A 17,119-nucleotide genomic window follows, 5' to 3' on the forward strand; every position below is an offset into this window, starting at 1 on the left:
CGCCGACACCGTCGCGGGCGAGGTGGTCCTGCGCCTCACCGACCTGGTGAAGACCTTCCCCGGCGTACGCGCGCTCGACGGCGTGCAGCTGGAGGTGCGTGCCGGCGAGGTGCACTGCCTGCTCGGGCAGAACGGCGCCGGCAAGTCCACCCTCATCAAGGTGCTCGCCGGGGTGCACCAACCGGATTCCGGGCAGGTGGAGTGGCGCGGTGAGCCGGCCACGTTCGCCAACCCGCAGGCCGCCATGAAGGCGGGCATCGCCACCATCTACCAGGAGCTCGACCTCGTCGAGGACCTGTCGGTGGCGGAGAACGCGTTCCTCGGGCACGAGTACCGCAACTTCGGGTTCGTCCGGCGCGGCCGGATGGCCCGGCACACCCGGCAGATCCTCAGCCGGCTCGGCCACGGTGAGATTCCGCCGGGGCGGATGGTCCGGTCACTGCCGGCGGCGGGCAAGCAGATCGTCAGCATGGCGCGGGCGCTGTCCCACGAGGCCCGACTGATCATCATGGACGAGCCGAGCGCGGTGCTGGCCCACGACGAGGTCGGCAACCTGTTCCGGATCATCCGTGAGCTGACCGCACAGGGCATCGCCGTCATCTACATCTCCCACCGGTTGGAGGAGATCCGCGAGATCGGCGACCGGGTCACCGTACTCAAGGACGGCCGGACCACGGCGGCGAACCTGCCGGCGCGCGACACCCCGACCCGCGACCTGGTGAGCCGGATGACCGGCCGCACCATCGAGTACGTCTTCCCGGACCGGCCGACCGACGACTCCGCGGGTGCCGACCTGCTCCAGGTGGAGGGGTTGACCCGCGCGGGCGAGTTCGCCGACGTGTCGCTGAGCGTGCGTGCCGGGGAGATCGTGGGCATCGCGGGGCTGGTCGGCTCCGGTCGTTCCGAACTGCTGGAGACGATCTACGGTGCCCGCCTCCCGGAGGCCGGCACGGTGCGGATGGACGGGAAGGCCCTGCGGCCCGGCGTCGGCGCGGCGGTTCGCGCCGGCATGGGAATGGCCCCGGAGGAACGCAAGAGCCAGGCGCTGCTGCTCGGCGAGCCGATCTACCGCAACGTCACGCTGGCCACCTTCGGCCGGTACGCGCGGCTCGGCTTCACCAACGCCGCGAAGGAACGCGCCGAGGCGGACCGGATCGCGGAGACCCTGGAGCTGCGGCCCCGGGACGTCGACCGGCCGGTACGCACGCTGTCCGGCGGTAACCAGCAGAAGGTGGTGGTCGGGCGTTGGCTGCTCGGCGGCACCAAGTTGCTGCTTCTCGACGAGCCGACCCGGGGCGTGGACGTTGGCGCCCGGGCTGAGCTCTACCAGGTCATCCGGGCATTGGCCGCTCAGGGCGTGGGGGTGCTGCTGGTCTCCAGCGAGGTGCCCGAGGTGCTGGGTCTGGCCGACCGGGTGCTGGTGATGCGGGAAGGGCGGGTCGTCCGCGAAGCCGCGGCCGGCGAACTCGACGAGAACACTGTGCTTGACCTCGTGATGGCGGGGTCCTTGATGGAAGGCGCACCGGCATGAGCGACGCGACTCCCACTCCCACCGCGACACCGGAGCGCCCGCAGCTTCCGGCGCAGTCGCCGCCGGTGGACCCGGCGGAGACGGCGGTGGCCAGCAACAAGGCAGGATCCGGGGGCAAGCTCTCCTGGTGGCGGGGTGACGGTGGCGACGGCGCCAAGCGCAACCTCGGTCTGATCGGGGTGCTGGCCGCGCTCATCGTGGTCGGCGCGGTCACCAAGCCCGACCTGTACGGCGACCCGAACTGGGTCTGGAACAACGTCCTGGCCATCCTCCAGTTGGCCTCGGTCGTCGGCGTGGTCACGGTCGGGATGACCTTCGTGATCATCGGTGGTGGCATCGACCTGTCGGTCGGCGCGATCGTCGCGCTGGCCGGGGTCTGGTGCACCACGGTGGCCACCCAGAGCTACGGCGCCGGCGGCATGATCTTCACCGCCCTCGCGGTCGGCATCTGCGTCGGCCTCGTCAACGGTGTGCTCATCTCGTACGGGCGGCTGGTCCCCTTCATCGCGACGCTCGCGATGCTGGTGGCCGCGCGTGGGCTCGCGGCATCGATCTCCAACAAGCAGACCCAGGTGTCGAGCAGCACCTTCATCAACGACATCGCGGCGCGCAAGGTGATCGGGATCCCGATCCTCGTCTACATCCTCGGCGCGGTCGTGCTGGCCGGCTGGGTCGTGCTCAACCGCACCACCTTCGGCCGGCGGACCATCGCCGTCGGCGGTAACCCGGAGGCGGCCCGGCTGGCCGGTATCAACGTCCGGCGGCACACCATGCTGCTCTACGCGCTCTCCGGTCTCTGCTGCGGTATCGCCGCCATCATGCTCACCTCGCAGGCCACCTCGGCGCAGGCGGCGATGGCCAACCTGTACGAGTTGGACGCGATCGCCGCGGCGATCATCGGCGGGACCTTGCTCAGCGGTGGTCGAGGCACGATCGTCGGCTCGCTGCTCGGCGTCATCATCTTCGCCACGATCACGAACCTCTTCGCCATCAACGGCCTCTCCATCGAGGCGCAGAACATGGTCAAGGGCGGCATCATCGTCGCCGCCGTCCTGGTCCAGCAGTTCCAGTTCAAGTCCGTCACTCGGCTCCTCGCGCGGAACAGGGTCACCACCGCAACCTGACGCACCGCACCGTTGTCCTGGCGACGTCGAGAAATTCGACGGTGGCCGGGCCTCGCACACCCTCAATAAGTCAAATCCCGCTCCCAGGAGGTCATTCATGACCCAGCACAGTCGCGACCTGTCGCGCCGCCGGTTGCTCTTCGGTGGAGCCGCAGTGGGCGCTGCCACCCTCCTCACTGCCTGCACCAGCAACGAGACCCCGGCCGCCAGCACCCAGACCAAGGCCGCCGGAAACAGTGAGGGCAACAACGCCCCGGGCAAGAAGGTCGTCATCGGCTTCTCCGCCCCGGCCGCCGACCACGGCTGGATGGGCGCGATCCACGCCAACGCCAAGGCTCAGGCCGCGGCCTACTCGGACGTGGAGTTCAAGGAGGTCGACGGTGGGTCGAACTCCGAGGCCCAGCGCTCCACGCTCGGCACCCTGATCGCCCAGAAGCCGGACATCATCGTCGTGCTGCCGCACGACGGCAAGGAGGTCAACGCTGTTGCCCTCCAGGCGATGCAGGCGGGCATCCCGATCGTGAACCTCGACCGGGCGTTCCCCGACGCGCTGGCCTCGCGGCTGGTCATCAAGGGCGACAACTACGGCATGGGCGTCTCGGCCGGGCACTTCATCGGCAAGATGCTCAAGGACAAGGGCATCGCCAACCCGGTCATCGGCGAGATCGCCGGTCTGGAGATTCCGCTGACCGTCGAGCGCAGCGCCGGCTTCAAGGCCGCCCTGGCGACCTACGGGTTCACGGTGAGGAACCGTCGTTCGGCCGAGTTCACCTCGGACAGCGGCCAGCGCGAGGCGTCCCAGCTGCTCCAGGCGCTGCCGAAGATCGACGCGATCTGGAACCACGACGACGACCAGGGCATCGGTGTGCTCGCGGCCATCAAGCAGGCCAACCGGTCGGAGTTCTTCATGGTCGGCGGCGCGGGCTCCAAGCTCGCGATCGACGCGATCAAGGCCGACAACACCGTGCTGAAGGCCACGGTCACCTACAACCCGTCGATGGCCTCCTCGGCGGTCTCGCTCGCGCGGCTCATCGCGCAGGGTCGGGGCCTGGGCGACCTGACGGAGCTGCAGGTGCCCAAGGAAGTGACCCTGGCTTCGGAGACGATCACCAAGGAGAACGCGAGCAGCTACGACAAGCTCGGGTTCTGACATACCGGGGGGAGACCCACCTTGTCCACGACAGACAAAGAACTGCGGGTCGGCATGGTCGGCTACGCGTTCATGGGCGCCGCGCACTCACAGGCGTGGCGCACCGTGAACCGCGTGTTCGACCTGCCGGCGCGGGCCCGGATGGCGTTGATCTGCGGCCGAGACACAGCGAAGGTGGCTGACGCCGCCGACACACTCGGCTGGGACGCGTACACCACCGACTGGCGTGACCTGATCAACCGGGACGACATCGACGTCGTCGACATCTGCACCCCGGGCGACAGTCACGCCGAGATCGCTCTCGCCGCGTTGGCCGCAGGCAAGCACGTCCTGTGCGAGAAGCCGTTGGCCAACACGGTGGAGGAGGCACGGGCGATGACCGCTGCGGCGGATCTCGCCCGGGCCACCGGAGTGCGGTCGATGTGCGGGTTCAACTACCGCCGGGTCCCCGCGGTCACGATGATGCGCCAGTTGGTCGCCGACGGACGGCTCGGGGTGATTCGACACGTCCGTGCGACGTACCTGCAGGACTGGATCGTGGACCCGCAGTTCCCGCTGGTCTGGCGGTTGCAGAAGGACAGGGCGGGCTCCGGCGCGCTCGGTGACATCGGTGCGCACATCATCGACCTGACCCAGTTCGTCACGGGTCAGCGGATCAGCGGCGTCAGCGCGGTCACCGAGACCTTCGTCAAGGAGCGGCCGTTGCCCGCCGAGTCGAGCGGTCTGGCGGCCACGGTGGACGGCCACACGGCGCCCACCGGGGCGGTCACCGTCGACGACGCCGCGGTCTTCGTGGCGCGGCTCGACGGTGGCGCTCTGGCCACGTACGAGGCGAGCCGGTTCGCGACCGGCCGTAAGAACGCGCTGCGGGTCGAGATCAACGGCTCGCTGGGCAGTGTGGTCTTCGACCTGGAGCGCCTCAACGAGCTGGAGTTCTACGACGCGACCCGCCCGGCCGTGGAGCAGGGCTTCAGCCGCATCCTGGTGACCGAGGGCGAGCACCCGTACATGTCGGCGTGGTGGCCCCCGGGCCACATCATCGGCTACGAGCACTCGTTCACGCACGAGATGCGCGACTTCATCGAGGCGGTCGCCACCGGTGTCGACCCGACTCCCTCCTTCGCCGACGCGTTGCAGGTCCAGCTGGTGCTGGACGCGGTGGCCCGCTCGGCGGAGCTCGGCTCCTCGTGGGCCGAGGTGGAGCCGACGCTGACCCCAGCGGCCGTCTGACCGTTGACCATCCGCGACGGCGGTGTTCGCACCGCCATCGCCCGACCGGCTTTCCGAAGCCGACCGGCGAGGGACCAGCCACGGATTGCGCCCCGTGGCCGGGACAGAGGTCGGCATCGGAGAGCGTGCAGCCGGGCCGTACGGCCCGGTGGCGCACGAGCAGGACGGTCGTCCGGTGCGACCGGACCGGGATTCCCCGGCCGCACCGGAGGACCGCCACCACCGGTGAAGATCCGGAGGACCTGATGACACCGCCCGCCGCCGCCCCCACCCGTACCGCACCCGCTCGCCGGTTCCGGCGGATCGTGGTTCGGTGAGTGTTCCGGTGGGCGCGGCGGCCTGAGACGCCCGGCCGGGGTGTGCCAACGCCCCGACCGGCCGGATGCGGGGGAGGCAGGGTCGAGACGCCGACCCGACCCTGCCTACCAGCCCCGTCTGCTCGCACCTGCCGGGATCCGGTCCGGCGTCGTCGCCGCCGACGCCGACGTCGGAAGCCGGTGCTGTTCCGGTGCGGGGCGGGCGGACGGGGCCCATCCACCCGGGCCGAAACTTTCCGAAACCGGGCCGTATCTTTCCGAAACATATTCTGATATTCCTATATTTAGCGGTACCGACGGTTCCTCGTGAAGGGGAAGGAGCACCATGCGAACAGGTGTCTGGCTGGTAGGAGCGCGCGGTTCCGTCGCGACCACCAGCATCGTCGGGGGGCTCGCGCTGCGGGCCGGCCTGGCCGGGCCCACCGGCTGCGTCACCGAGCTGCCCGAGCTGCGCGGCCCGGCCCTGCCGGCCTTCGCCGATCTGGTCTTCGGCGGACACGACCTGGTCACCACCCCGCTGTGCAAGCGCGCCGAGGCGCTGGCCGACGCCGGTGTCATCCCCTGGCGGCTGGTCGCCGCGCTCCGCGACGAGCTGGGCGTGGTCGAGCAGGAGCTGCGCCCCGCACCGGACGGTGTCACCCAGGCCGATCGGGCCGCCGCCGTGGTCCGTGATCTCACCAGCTTCCGCGAGCGGCACGAGCTCGGCCGGGTGGTGGTGGTCAACGTCTCCGCCACCGAGCCGGCCCCTCGACCGCACCCCGGGCACGCCGACCCAGCCGCGCTGCGCGCCGCCCTCGACGGGCCGGACGAGGTGCTGCCGGTCAGCTCCCTCTACGCGTACGCGGCAGTGGTGGCCGGCTGCCCGTACGTCGACTTCACCCCGTCCACCGGGCTGCGGCTGCCGGCGCTGGCCGCGCTGGCCGAGGAGGCCCGCCTGCCGTACGCCGGGCACGACGGCAAGACCGGGGAGACCCTGGTCAAGTCGGTGCTCGCGCCGATGTTCGCGATGCGCAACCTGGCCGTGGGCTCCTGGTCCGGGGTCAACCTGCTCGGCGGTGGCGACGGCGCCACCCTCGCCGACCCGGCCGCGAACGCGGCGAAGGTGCAGAGCAAGCAGCGGGTGCTCGGCGAGACGCTGGGCTACGTCCCGCAGGGCGGCACCCGCATCGAGTACGTCGAGGAACTGGGCGACTTCAAGACCGCCTGGGATCTGATCACCTTCAGCGGTTTCCTCGGCACCGGCATGCGGATGGAGTTCACCTGGCACGGCTGCGACTCCGCGCTGGCCGCGCCGCTGGTGCTCGACCTGGCCCGGCTCACCGCCGCCGCGCACGCCGCCGGGCAGGTGGGGCCGCTGGCCGACCTGGGCTTCTTCTTCAAGGACCCGCTGGGCGCGCCCACCCACTCACTGGGCGAGCAGTGGGCCCGGCTGACCGCCTTCACCCGGCAACTGCACGACGGCGGGGACAGTGTCCATGACAACGTTGGCTGATCTCGCCGAGCTGGTCCGGGCGCCGGCCGCGCTCTCGGTGCCCGGCGACGTGATCGCCGGGGCCGCGGCGGCCGGCGCGTTGAGCCCGCGTACCCCGGCCCTGGCCGGCGCCTCGGTGCTGCTCTACTGGGCCGGCATGGCCGCCAACGACTGGGCCGACCGGCGTCTGGACGCCGAGGAACGGCCCGAGCGGCCGATCCCGAGCGGGCGGGTCACCCCGGCCGCCGCGGTCGGTCTCGCGGCGGGCCTCACGGCCGCCGGTGTGGGCCTGGCCGCCGCCGTGGGCGGTCGCCGCGCCGCCGCGCTCGCCGTGCCGCTGGCCGCCACCATCTGGGGGTACGACCTGCTGGCCAAGAACACCGCCGCCGGCCCGGCCGTGATGGCCGCCTGCCGAGGGCTGGACGTGCTGCTCGGCGCGTCCGGCGGCCGGATGACCCGGGCGTTGCCGGCGGCGGCCACCGTCGCCGCGCACACCTGGACGGTCACCGCGCTGTCCCGCCGGGAGGTCACCGGCGCCGACGCCACCCTGCCGATGCGCACCCTCGCCGGCACCGCGTTGGTCGCCGCCAGCGCCGCCGTCGCCCTGCCGGGCACCCGACGCGCCGCCCTCCGAACGACGGACCAGGCCGGGGTCACCGACCGGGCCGAGACCCACGGCGAGAACGGTGTGCGCGCGGGTCGCAGCCGATCGGCCACGATCGCGGCGGTGCTGCCCGCCGTGCTGGCCGGCTGGTACGCGGCCCGGTACGGCGCGGCCCAGGCCGAGGTGGTCCGGGACCCGTCGGCCGGGCGGGTCCGCGCGGCCGTCGGCGCCGGGATCACCGGCTTGCCGGCCCTCCAGGGGGCCCTCACGGCGCGGGGTGGAGCGGGTCTGCTCGGGGTGGCCGTCGCGGCGGCCGCGCCGCTGGGTCGACGGCTGGCCCGGAAGGTCTCCCCGACATGAGCGTCCCCGCGCCCCGACCCGGCGCGCCGGCCGCCGACGCCAGCACGCTGCGCCTCGGGTACGGCACGAACGGCTTCGCCAACCACCGGCTCGACGACGCGCTCGCCGTCATCGCCGATCTCGGCTACGACGGGGTCGCGCTCACCCTGGACCACGACCACCTGGACCCGTTCGCGCCCGGGCTCACCCGCCGGGTCGCCGCGGTCGGCCGACGGCTGGAGTCGCTGGGTTTGGCGGTGGTCATCGAGACCGGCGCCCGCTACCTGCTCGACCCGTGGCACAAGCACGCCCCGACGTTGCTGCACGACGACCCGACCCGGCGGATCGAGTTCCTGCGCCGGGCCGTGCGGGTCGGCGCCGACCTGGGCGCGGAGGCGGTCTCGTTCTGGGCCGGGGTCCGGCCCGAGGCGGTGTCACCGCAGTGCGCCTGGGACCGGCTGGTGGCCGGCTGCGCCACAGTGGTCGACGCGGCCGACACCGCCGGCGTCACCCTCGGCTTCGAACCGGAGCCGGGCATGTTGGTGCAGGACATCGCGGACTGGCGTCGACTGCACGCCGCGCTCGACAATCCGGCCCGGTTCGGCATCACCCTCGACATCGGCCACTGCCGGTGCCTGGAACCCTGGCCGGTGCCGCAGTGCGTCGCCGAGGTGGCCGACCACCTGGTCAACGTGCAGATCGACGACATGCGCCGGGGCGTGCACGAGCACCTGGAGTTCGGCGTCGGCGAGATCGACTTCCCGCCGGTGCTGGCCGCCCTGGCGGCGGCCGGCTACCAGGGGCTGGTCGCGGTGGAGTTGCCCCGCGACTCGCACGCCGCACCCGCCGTGGCCGCCCGGTCGATCGAGTTCCTGCGGGCCGCCGCGGCAACCGATGAGGACCCTGCCCGCACCCTTTGCTCTGCACCTGCCGAGGCGACACCTGCCGAGGCGACACCTGCCGAGGCGACACCCGCCAAAGCGCAACCCGCGGAAGAGGCCCCGGTGCATATATAGGTGCAGAGCAAAGGGTGGCGGGGCACCGGGGAGCAGCACAAGGGAGGAGACGGGATGACACCGGATTCACTACGGGCCGCGCTGGGAGGCGTACCCGATCCCGACTGGCTGGACACGGCGCTGCGCCGGGTCACCACCGAGCCCACCGCGATCACCCGGCTCTTTCCCGCCGTCGGCCGACGCTGCGGTCGGGCCGCGCTGCCCGACGCCCCCGGCTGGACCGCCGACGACGCGGCCCGGGTGCTGCTGCTCACCAGCCTGCCCGGCGAGCACGCGGCGTACGCCGAGCGCCTCTACCAACACGGTGACGCGGCCGAACGACGAGCCGTGCTGCGCGCCCTGCCCCTGCTGCCGATCGGCGCCGACGGGGTCCCGTTGCTGCACGACGCGATCCGGACCAACGACACCCGGCTGGTCGCCGCCGCGCTCGGCCCGTACGCGCGGCACCTCGACCCGGCCGCCTGGCGGCAGGCGGTGCTCAAGTGCGTGTTCAGCGGCGTCCCCCTGGCCGCCGTGGCCGACCTGGACACCCGGGCCGACGGCGAGCTGGCCGCGATGCTGGCCGCGCTGGCCGCCGAACGGCACGCCGCCGGCCGGGAGTTGCCCGCCGACGCCACCGACCTGCTCCACCGGCTCACCGCCGCACTGCCCCGGGAGGCGTGAATGCGCATCTTCGATCCCCACATCCACATGACCTCGCGCACCACCGACGACTACGAACGGATGGCCGCCGCCGGAGTACGCGCGGTGGTGGAGCCGGCGTTCTGGCTGGGTCAGCCGCGCACCAGCGCCGCCTCGTTCACCGACTATTTCGACTCGCTGATCGGCTGGGAGCCGTTCCGGGCCGGGCAGTTCGGGGTGCGCCACTTCGCCACCATCGCGCTGAACCCCAAAGAGGCCAACGACCCGCGCTGCCGCCCGGTCCTCGACCTGCTGCCCCGCTACCTGGACAAGGACGCGGTGGTGGCGGTCGGCGAGATCGGGTACGACTCGATGACGCCCGAGGAGGACGAGGCGTTCGCGGCGCAGCTCGCCCTCGCGGTGGCGTACGACCTGCCGGCGCTGGTGCACACCCCGCACCGGGACAAGGCGCGCGGCTGCGAGCGGACCCTCGCCGTGGTCGCCGAATCCGGCATCGACGCGGGTCGGGTGGTGGTCGACCACCTCAACGAGGTGACCGTGAAACTGGTCCGCGACAGCGGCTGCTGGCTGGGTTTCTCCATCTACCCGGACACCAAGATGACCCCGCAGCGGATGGTGGAGTTGCTGCGGGAGTACGGCACGGAACGGATGCTGGTCAACTCGGCAGCCGACTGGGGACGCTCCGACCCGCTGCTGACCCGGGCCACCGGCGAGGCGATGCTGCTGGCCGGCTTCAGCGACGACGACGTCGACCAGGTGCTGTGGCGAAACCCGGTGGAGTTCTACGGTCAGTCGGGGCGGCTGGATCTCAGCGACCTGGACGCCGCCGCCGCCGTGGACCCGCAGACCGGCAACTCGATCCTGCGCGGCGGCAGCTGATGCGGCTGCGACATGCCGGCGGCGAGACCGTCCACCTCGGCTACTGCACCAACGTGCACCCGGCCGAGGACCTCGCCGGCATTCTCGGTCAACTGGACACCTACGCGGTGCCGGTCCGCGAGGCGCTCGGCAGCGACCTGCTCGGGCTCGGCCTGTGGCTGGCCGCCCCGGTCGCCGCCGAGCTGGCCGCCGACCCGACGCTACGCCGCCGGTTGCGCGCCGAGCTGGACGCGCGCGGGCTGGAGGTGGTCACCCTCAACGGCTTCCCGTACGCGGCCTTCCAGGCTCCGGTGGTCAAGCAGGACGTGTACCACCCGGATTGGACCACCGAGCAACGCCTGACGTACACCCTGAATCTGGCCCGGGTGCTCGCCGACCTGCTGCCCGACGACGCCGCCCGGGGCTCGATCTCCACCCTGCCGGTGGCCTGGCGTCAACCGTGGGACACCGGCCGGGCCGACGCGGCCCGCCGCCGGCTGGAGCAGCTGGCCGCCGGCCTCGCCACGGTGCAGCGGGACACCGGCCGCGAGGTGCGCGTCGCCTTCGAGCCGGAGCCCGGTTGTGTCGTGGAGAGCACCGGTCAGGCGGCCGAGCTGCTGTCCGGGATGGACACCGAACGGCTGGGTGTCTGCCTCGACCTGGCCCACCTGGCCTGCGCCTGGGAGGAGCCGGCCGAGGCGCTGCACCGACTGCGGACGGCCGGACTGCCGGTGGTGAAGGTGCAGGTCTCGGCCGCCGTCGAGGCCGCCGACCCGGAGGGTGGGGCCGAGGCGTTGCGCCGCTGGGTGGAGCCACGCTTCCTGCACCAGACCCGGGGCGCCGGATGCGCCGGTCTGGCCGACCCGGCCGACCCGACGTACGCGGCCGACGACCTGGACGAGGCGCTGGACCGGGCACTGCCCGGCCCGTGGCGGGTGCACTACCACGTGCCCCTGCACGCCCCGCCCGAGGAACCGCTCGGCTCGACCCTGCCGGTGCTCCGCGCGGCCCTGAGAGCGCTCTTCGACGGCCCGACCGCCGGCTGCGACCACCTCGACGTCGAGACGTACACCTGGGGGGTGCTGCCGGCCGCCCGACGGCCCGGCACCGACGCGGAGCTGGCCGCCGGCATCGCCGCGGAGCTGGCCTTCGCCCGGGACGAACTGGTCGGCCTCGGCCTGACCGCAGAGCGATCCGTGAGCATGGGGGTGACGCGATGAGCCGGCGACTGGTGGTCCTCGACGTGGTGGGGTTGACGCCCCGACTACTGGCACACATGCCTCGGCTGCGGGGGGTCGCCGACGGCGGCTTCCGGGCCGAGCTGGGCACCGTACTGCCCGCCGTGACCTGCTCGGTGCAGTCCACGTTCCTCACCGGCGAGCCGCCCAGCGGGCACGGGATCGTCGGCAACGGGTGGTATTTCCGGGAGCTGGGCGAGGTGTTGCTGTGGCGGCAGCACAACGCGCTGGTCGGCGGGGACAAGCTCTGGCAGGCCGCCCGACGGGCCGAACCCGGCTACACCGTCGCGAACGTCTGCTGGTGGTACGCCATGGGCGCGGACGTCAACTGGACGGTGACGCCCCGCCCGGTCTACTACGCCGACGGGCGCAAGGAGCCGGACTGCTACACCGACCCGCCGGAGCTGCACGACGCGCTCACCGGGCGGTTGGGCACGTTCCCGCTCTTCACCTACTGGGGGCCGACCGCCGGGTTGCCGTCGTCGCGGTGGATCTGCCAGGCCGCCGAGCAGATCCTCGCCGACGTGTCACCCGACCTGACGCTGGTCTACGTTCCGCACCTGGACTACGATCTGCAACGCTTCGGTCCGTCGTCGGCCCAGGCCGCCGCGGCGGCAGCCGAGCTGGACGCGGTGCTCGGCCCACTCCTGGACGCCGCCCGGGCCCGGGACGCCACAGTGGTGGTGCTGTCGGAGTACGGCATCACCGACGTGTCCCGGCCGGTGGACGTCAACCGGCTGCTGCGCGCCGAGGGGCTGCTGCGGGTGCACACCCAGGCGGGCATGGAGTACCTCGACCCGTGGACGTCGAAAGCGTTCGCGGTCGCCGACCACCAGATCGCGCACGTCTACGTCCGGGACCCGGCCGACGTGCCGGCGGTGGCGAAGCTCTGCGCCAACCTGCCCGGGGTGGCCGAGGTGCTCGACGCCGAGGGCAAGGCCGCACACGGGCTGGACCATCCGCGCGCCGGTGAGCTGGTGCTGGTGGCCGAGCCGGACGCCTGGTTCACCTACTACTACTGGTTGGACGACGCCCAGGCACCGGACTTCGCCCGGCTGGTGGAAATCCACCGGAAGCCGGGTTACGACCCGGCGGAGCTGTTCTTCGACCCGGCCAACCCCGGTGCCGCGAAGGCCCGCGCCGGCGTGGCGCTGGCCCGCAAGAAGCTCGGCATGCGGTACCTGATGAGCGCGGTCGGCCTGGACGCCGGCGCGCGGGCGGTGCGCGGCTCGCACGGGCGGCTGCCGGACGACCCGGCGGACGGCCCGGTGCTGCTCTGCTCCGACCCGACCGCCGCCCGGGACAAGATCGCGGCGACCGAGGTCAAGGCGCTGCTGCTGGAGCTGGCCGGGCTCAGCCCCGGCGGTACGGGCGGGTCGGGGGAGGGCTCATGACGGTCACCGTCGCGCCCACCGACGCCAGCGAGCTGCGGGCGCGCTTCGACGCGGAGCTGGCCGGGTTTCTCAGCCGGCAGGGCCCGGACTGGCCGGACGGGGCGCCGCGAGGCGTGTTCACCGCGCTCCAACGGTTCGTGCTGGCCGGTGGCAAGCGGTTACGACCGCTCTTCTGCTACTGGGGCTGGCGCGGCGCCGGGGCGGCCGACGGCACCCCGATCGTGGTGGCCGCGGCGGCCCTGGAGCTGTTCCACGCGTTCGCGCTGATCCACGACGACATCCTGGACGGCAGTGACCGCCGCCGGGGTGAGCCCTCGGTGCACCGGCTCTTCGCCGACCTGCACGCCCGCTCCTCGTGGCGCGGTGACCCCGAGGCGTACGGCCGCAACACCGCGCTGCTCTGTGGGGACCTCTGCGCGGCCTGGTCGGATCAGATGTTCCACGAGTGCGGGCTGAGCACCGAGCAGGTGCACCGGGGGTACAGCGTGTTCGCGCTGATGCGGACCGAGGTGATCGCGGGGGAGTACCTCGACCTGGTCTCGGGCGTGGGGGATGGCTCGGTGGCCAGCGCGCTCACCGTGATCCGGATGAAGGCGGCCCGGTACACGGTCACCCGCCCGTTGCAGATCGGCGCGGCCCTGGCCGGCGCGGGGCCGGAGCTGATCGCCGCGCTGGGCGAGTTCGGTGACCCGCTGGGGGACGCGTTCCAGCTCCGCGACGACGTCCTGGGCGTGTTCGGTGACCCGGCGGTCACCGGCAAGTCGGTCCTGGACGACCTGCGTGAGGGCAAGCCCACGGTGATGATGGCGCTGGCCCGCAGCGCCGCCGACCGACCGCAGACCATCCGGCTGCGCGAGCTGTTCGGCAACCCGGCGCTGGACGCCGAGGGCGCGGCGGAGCTGCGCGACATCATCGAGGCGACCGGCGCCCGGGAGCGGATCGAGCAGATGATCCGGGTCCGGACCGAGGCCGCGCTCTCCGCTCTGCAGAGCGCCGTGGTGGCCGACGAGGCCCGCGCGGCCCTGGTTGCGCTGGCCGGGCAGGCGATCGACCGACGCGCCTGACCGGCGACTTTCGATCAAATCGACAAAAGTTGATGCTGAACCGCCGGAAGGTATGGACACATCGACACGTGCGACTTAGTGTCGTGACCAACACGACAATGTTTCGTCGAGGTGAACCGGCGGCGCGGTAACCCATCGACCCCCACCACCGCTACGGCATCCGGCGCGACGGCGCGCGCCCGGCCTGGCAGTCACTCGTCAGGAAGGGACAGCACAAATGTCCATGAAGGACGCTCCCAGACAACGGTCCCGACGATGGTTCTCCGCCGGATCAGCGCTGCTGCTGGCGGTCGCCGCCGGCACGGTCACCTTCGCCGCCGGCTCGGCCCCCGCCCAGGCGCACACGATCGTCGCCAGCGACTTCCAGCAGGTCGAGCTGGCCCGCGGCGTGACCGACATGGGTGAGCCGATGTCGCTGGCGGTGCTGCCGGACCGCTCGGTCCTGCACACCGCCCGCAACGGCACCCTGCGCCGCACCGACGCCAACGGCACCACCTCCGTGATCGGCACCCTGTCGGTCTACACGCACGACGAGGAAGGGTTGCAGGGCGTCGGGATCGACCCGGGCTTCGCCAGCAACCGCCACATCTACCTCTACTACGCCCCGCCGCTCTCCACCCCCGGCGGTGACGCGCCGGCCACCGGCACCGACTTCTCGGCCTGGAACGGCGTCAACCGGCTCTCCCGGTTCACCCTCAACTCGGACTTCACGCTCAACCAGGCCAGCAAGGTCGACGTGCTCGACGTCCCGGCCAGCCGGGGCGTGTGCTGCCACGTCGGTGGGGACATCGACTTCGACGCCGCCGGCAACCTCTACCTCTCCACCGGCGACGACACCAACCCGTTCGAGTCGTCCGGCTACTCGCCGATCGACGAGCGGACCAACCGCAACCCCGCGTACGACGCGCAGCGCAGCGCCGGCAACACCAACGACCTGCGTGGCAAGATCCTGCGGATCAAGGTGAACGCCAACGGCACGTACTCCATCCCGTCGGGCAACATGTTCGCCCCCGGCACGGCCCGGACCCGGCCGGAGATCTACGCGATGGGGTTCCGCAACCCGTTCCGGATCAGCGTGGACAAGGCCACCGGGGTGGTCTACGTCGGTGACTACGGGCCGGACGCCGGCTCGACCAGCTCCACCCGCGGGCCGTCCGGCCAGGTGGAGTTCAACCGGGTCGCCGCGCCGGGCAACTACGGCTGGCCGTACTGCACCGGCACCAACACCACCACCGAGACGTACAACGAGTTCGACTTCGCGACCAGCGCCAGCGGTGCGAAGTACAACTGCACCGGCGGGCCGACCAACAACTCGTTCCGCAACACCGGCCTGACCACCCTGCCGCCCGCCCAGCCGGCCTGGATCCGGTACGCCGGCGACGCCGGCACCCCGACCGAGTTCGGCGGTGGCTCCGAGTCGCCGATGGGCGGCCCGGTCTACCGGTACAACGCCTCGTCGACCTCCACCACCAAGTTCCCGCAGTCGTTCGACGGGCAGTTCTTCGCCACCGAGTTCGGCCGAGGCTGGATCAAGCCGATCCACGTCAACGCCGACGGCTCCCGGGGCGTCATCGACACCTTCCCCTGGGTCGGCAAGCAGGTGATGGACTCGGCGTTCGGCCCGGACGGCGCGTACTACGTGCTCGACTACGGCACCGGCTACTTCAACGGTGACGCCAACTCGGCGCTCTACCGCTTCGACTACGTCGGCGGCGGCAACCGGGCGCCCACCGCGAAAGCCAGCGCCAACCGCACCTCCGGTGCGGCCCCGCTCGCGGTGACCTTCTCCTCGGCCGGCTCGTCCGACCCCGAGGGCGGCGCGTTGACCTACTCGTGGGCGTTCGGTGACGGGACCACCTCGACCGCTGCCAACCCGACGAAGACCTACAGCGCCAACGGCACCTACACCGCCACGCTCACGGTGCGCGACCCGCAGGGTGCCACCGGCACCAGCAGCGTGCAGATCAGCGTCGGCAACACCGCGCCCACAGTCACGATCAACAACCCGGGCAACGGTCAGCTGTTCGGCTTCGGGGACACGGTGCCGTACAGCATCACGGTCACCGATCCGGAGGACGGCACCATCGACTGCACGAAGGTCAAGATGACCTACGTGCTCGGGCACGACCAGCACGGGCACCAGATCACCTCGAAGACCGGTTGCTCGGGCTCGATCACCATCCCGGTCGACGGTGAGCACGACGACGCGGCGAACATCTTCGCGATCTTCGACGCCGAGTACACCGACGCTGGTGGGCTGACCACGCACACCCAGCACACGCTGCCGCCGCGGCACCGCCAGGCCGAGTTCTACGGCACCTCGTCCGGGATCAACGTGTTCAGCAAGACCCCGGCCGAGGGGGGCAAGACCGTCGGTGACATCAACAACGGCGACTGGATCGCGTTCCAGCCGTACCGGCTGGGCAACGTGACCTCGTTCAACGCCCGGGTCTCCTCGGCGGGTGCCGGTGGCACCCTCCAGGTCCGGGCCGGCTCGGCCACCGGCACGGTGCTCGGCTCGGCCACGGTCCCGGTGACCGGTGGCTGGGAAACCTTCACCACGGTCAACGGGACGATCACCAACCCGCCGACCGGCACGACCACGCTCTACCTGACCTTCGCCGGGTCGGGCACCGGGGCGCTCTACGACCTGGACGCCTTCACCTTCGTCACCGGGACGCCCCCGGCCGGCGGGGCCGGGCCGATCAAGGGCCTCGGTGGCAAGTGCCTCGACGTGCGCAACGCCGCCACGGCCGACGGCACGCAGATCCAGATCTACACCTGCAACGGCAGCGCCGCGCAGACCTGGGCGGTCACCCCCAACTCCACGATCAAGTCGTTGGGCAAGTGTCTGGACGTCTCGGGTGGTGCCACCGCCGACGGCACCAAGATCCAGCTCTGGACCTGCAACGGCAGTGGCGCCCAGAACTGGGCCGCCCAGGCCGACGGCACGCTCCGCAACACGTCGTCGGGCAAGTGCCTCGATGTCTCCGGCAACAGCTCCGCCGACAGCACGGTGGTCCACCTCTGGACCTGCACCACCGCCGCCAACCAAAAGTGGACCCTGCCCTGAGCTGGCGGGAGGGGCCCTTCGACAACGCCTAGTGTGGTGTGAGGGGCCCCTCCTAACCGCAATTAGGA

At 71.8% G+C, this 17,119-nt stretch carries 13 protein-coding genes; all 13 read left to right on the plus strand.

The window, feature by feature from the left end; genetic code table 11:
* The first annotated feature begins 22 nt into the window (after nucleotides 1–22).
* The 13 genes from AC5L30_RS25825 (at nucleotide 23) to AC5L30_RS25885 (ending at nucleotide 17,051) form a co-directional block, all read left to right on the plus strand.
* The gene (locus AC5L30_RS25825; RefSeq protein ID WP_494870354.1) at nucleotides 23–1,531 is read left to right on the plus strand and encodes a sugar ABC transporter ATP-binding protein; all 1,509 of its coding nucleotides are present in this window, start codon (nucleotides 23–25) and stop codon (nucleotides 1,529–1,531) included.
* Nucleotides 1,528–2,655 carry an ABC transporter permease gene (locus AC5L30_RS25830; RefSeq protein WP_238661840.1) on the plus strand — a complete coding sequence of 376 codons (1,128 nt, stop codon included), beginning with the start codon at nucleotides 1,528–1,530 and terminating at the stop codon, nucleotides 2,653–2,655. Before AC5L30_RS25825 ends, AC5L30_RS25830 begins: the two co-directional genes overlap by 4 nt.
* A 97-nt stretch (nucleotides 2,656–2,752) precedes the next feature.
* Nucleotides 2,753–3,805 (plus strand): substrate-binding domain-containing protein, encoded by a 1,053-nt coding sequence (locus AC5L30_RS25835; protein ID WP_494870203.1) that lies wholly within the window; start codon nucleotides 2,753–2,755, stop codon nucleotides 3,803–3,805.
* A gap of 54 nt (nucleotides 3,806–3,859) precedes the next feature.
* The gene (locus tag AC5L30_RS25840; RefSeq protein WP_494870356.1) at nucleotides 3,860–5,035 is read left to right on the plus strand and encodes a Gfo/Idh/MocA family protein; all 1,176 of its coding nucleotides are present in this window, start codon (nucleotides 3,860–3,862) and stop codon (nucleotides 5,033–5,035) included.
* Between the two features lie 642 nt (nucleotides 5,036–5,677).
* Nucleotides 5,678–6,844, plus strand: coding sequence for an inositol-3-phosphate synthase (locus AC5L30_RS25845; RefSeq protein ID WP_494870204.1), 1,167 nt, complete (start codon nucleotides 5,678–5,680; stop codon nucleotides 6,842–6,844).
* On the plus strand, nucleotides 6,828–7,787 hold the full coding sequence (locus AC5L30_RS25850; protein ID WP_494870205.1) for an SCO3242 family prenyltransferase: 960 nt from the start codon (nucleotides 6,828–6,830) through the stop codon (nucleotides 7,785–7,787). The genes AC5L30_RS25845 and AC5L30_RS25850 overlap by 17 nt, the downstream gene beginning before the upstream one ends.
* Entirely contained in the window at nucleotides 7,784–8,782 is a 999-nt protein-coding gene (locus tag AC5L30_RS25855) for a sugar phosphate isomerase/epimerase family protein (RefSeq protein ID WP_494870206.1), read from the plus strand. Before AC5L30_RS25850 ends, AC5L30_RS25855 begins: the two co-directional genes overlap by 4 nt.
* A 54-nt stretch (nucleotides 8,783–8,836) precedes the next feature.
* A complete protein-coding gene (locus tag AC5L30_RS25860) occupies nucleotides 8,837–9,445 on the plus strand; it encodes an EboA domain-containing protein (protein WP_494870207.1) in 609 nt (202 codons plus the stop codon).
* On the plus strand, nucleotides 9,446–10,303 hold the full coding sequence (locus AC5L30_RS25865) for a TatD family hydrolase (RefSeq protein ID WP_494870208.1): 858 nt from the start codon (nucleotides 9,446–9,448) through the stop codon (nucleotides 10,301–10,303). It begins immediately after the preceding gene.
* Nucleotides 10,303–11,502, plus strand: a complete 1,200-nt coding sequence (gene eboE, locus AC5L30_RS25870) for a metabolite traffic protein EboE (protein WP_494870209.1) — start codon at nucleotides 10,303–10,305, stop codon at nucleotides 11,500–11,502. Before AC5L30_RS25865 ends, eboE begins: the two co-directional genes overlap by 1 nt.
* Nucleotides 11,499–12,914 carry an alkaline phosphatase family protein gene (locus AC5L30_RS25875; RefSeq protein ID WP_494870210.1) on the plus strand — a complete coding sequence of 472 codons (1,416 nt, stop codon included), beginning with the start codon at nucleotides 11,499–11,501 and terminating at the stop codon, nucleotides 12,912–12,914. Before eboE ends, AC5L30_RS25875 begins: the two co-directional genes overlap by 4 nt.
* A complete protein-coding gene (locus AC5L30_RS25880) occupies nucleotides 12,911–13,978 on the plus strand; it encodes a polyprenyl synthetase family protein (protein ID WP_494870211.1) in 1,068 nt (355 codons plus the stop codon). Before AC5L30_RS25875 ends, AC5L30_RS25880 begins: the two co-directional genes overlap by 4 nt.
* Nucleotides 13,979–14,195: 217 nt before the next feature.
* On the plus strand, nucleotides 14,196–17,051 hold the full coding sequence (locus tag AC5L30_RS25885; RefSeq protein WP_494870212.1) for a PQQ-dependent sugar dehydrogenase: 2,856 nt from the start codon (nucleotides 14,196–14,198) through the stop codon (nucleotides 17,049–17,051).
* Nucleotides 17,052–17,119 lie beyond the last annotated feature (68 nt).

The organism is Micromonospora sp. BQ32 (genome assembly GCF_059358895.1).

Coding starts and splice junctions, on each gene's coding strand:
- AC5L30_RS25830 (WP_238661840.1), top strand. CDS start 1,528: ATGAGCGACGCGACTCCCACTCCCACCGCGACACCGGAGCGCCCGCAG.
- AC5L30_RS25835 (WP_494870203.1), top strand. CDS start 2,753: ATGACCCAGCACAGTCGCGACCTGTCGCGCCGCCGGTTGCTCTTCGGT.
- AC5L30_RS25840 (WP_494870356.1), top strand. CDS start 3,860: ATGGTCGGCTACGCGTTCATGGGCGCCGCGCACTCACAGGCGTGGCGC.
- AC5L30_RS25845 (WP_494870204.1), top strand. CDS start 5,678: ATGCGAACAGGTGTCTGGCTGGTAGGAGCGCGCGGTTCCGTCGCGACC.
- AC5L30_RS25850 (WP_494870205.1), top strand. CDS start 6,828: ATGACAACGTTGGCTGATCTCGCCGAGCTGGTCCGGGCGCCGGCCGCG.
- AC5L30_RS25855 (WP_494870206.1), top strand. CDS start 7,784: ATGAGCGTCCCCGCGCCCCGACCCGGCGCGCCGGCCGCCGACGCCAGC.
- AC5L30_RS25860 (WP_494870207.1), top strand. CDS start 8,837: ATGACACCGGATTCACTACGGGCCGCGCTGGGAGGCGTACCCGATCCC.
- AC5L30_RS25865 (WP_494870208.1), top strand. CDS start 9,446: ATGCGCATCTTCGATCCCCACATCCACATGACCTCGCGCACCACCGAC.
- eboE (WP_494870209.1), top strand. CDS start 10,303: ATGCGGCTGCGACATGCCGGCGGCGAGACCGTCCACCTCGGCTACTGC.
- AC5L30_RS25875 (WP_494870210.1), top strand. CDS start 11,499: ATGAGCCGGCGACTGGTGGTCCTCGACGTGGTGGGGTTGACGCCCCGA.
- AC5L30_RS25880 (WP_494870211.1), top strand. CDS start 12,911: ATGACGGTCACCGTCGCGCCCACCGACGCCAGCGAGCTGCGGGCGCGC.
- AC5L30_RS25885 (WP_494870212.1), top strand. CDS start 14,196: ATGTCCATGAAGGACGCTCCCAGACAACGGTCCCGACGATGGTTCTCC.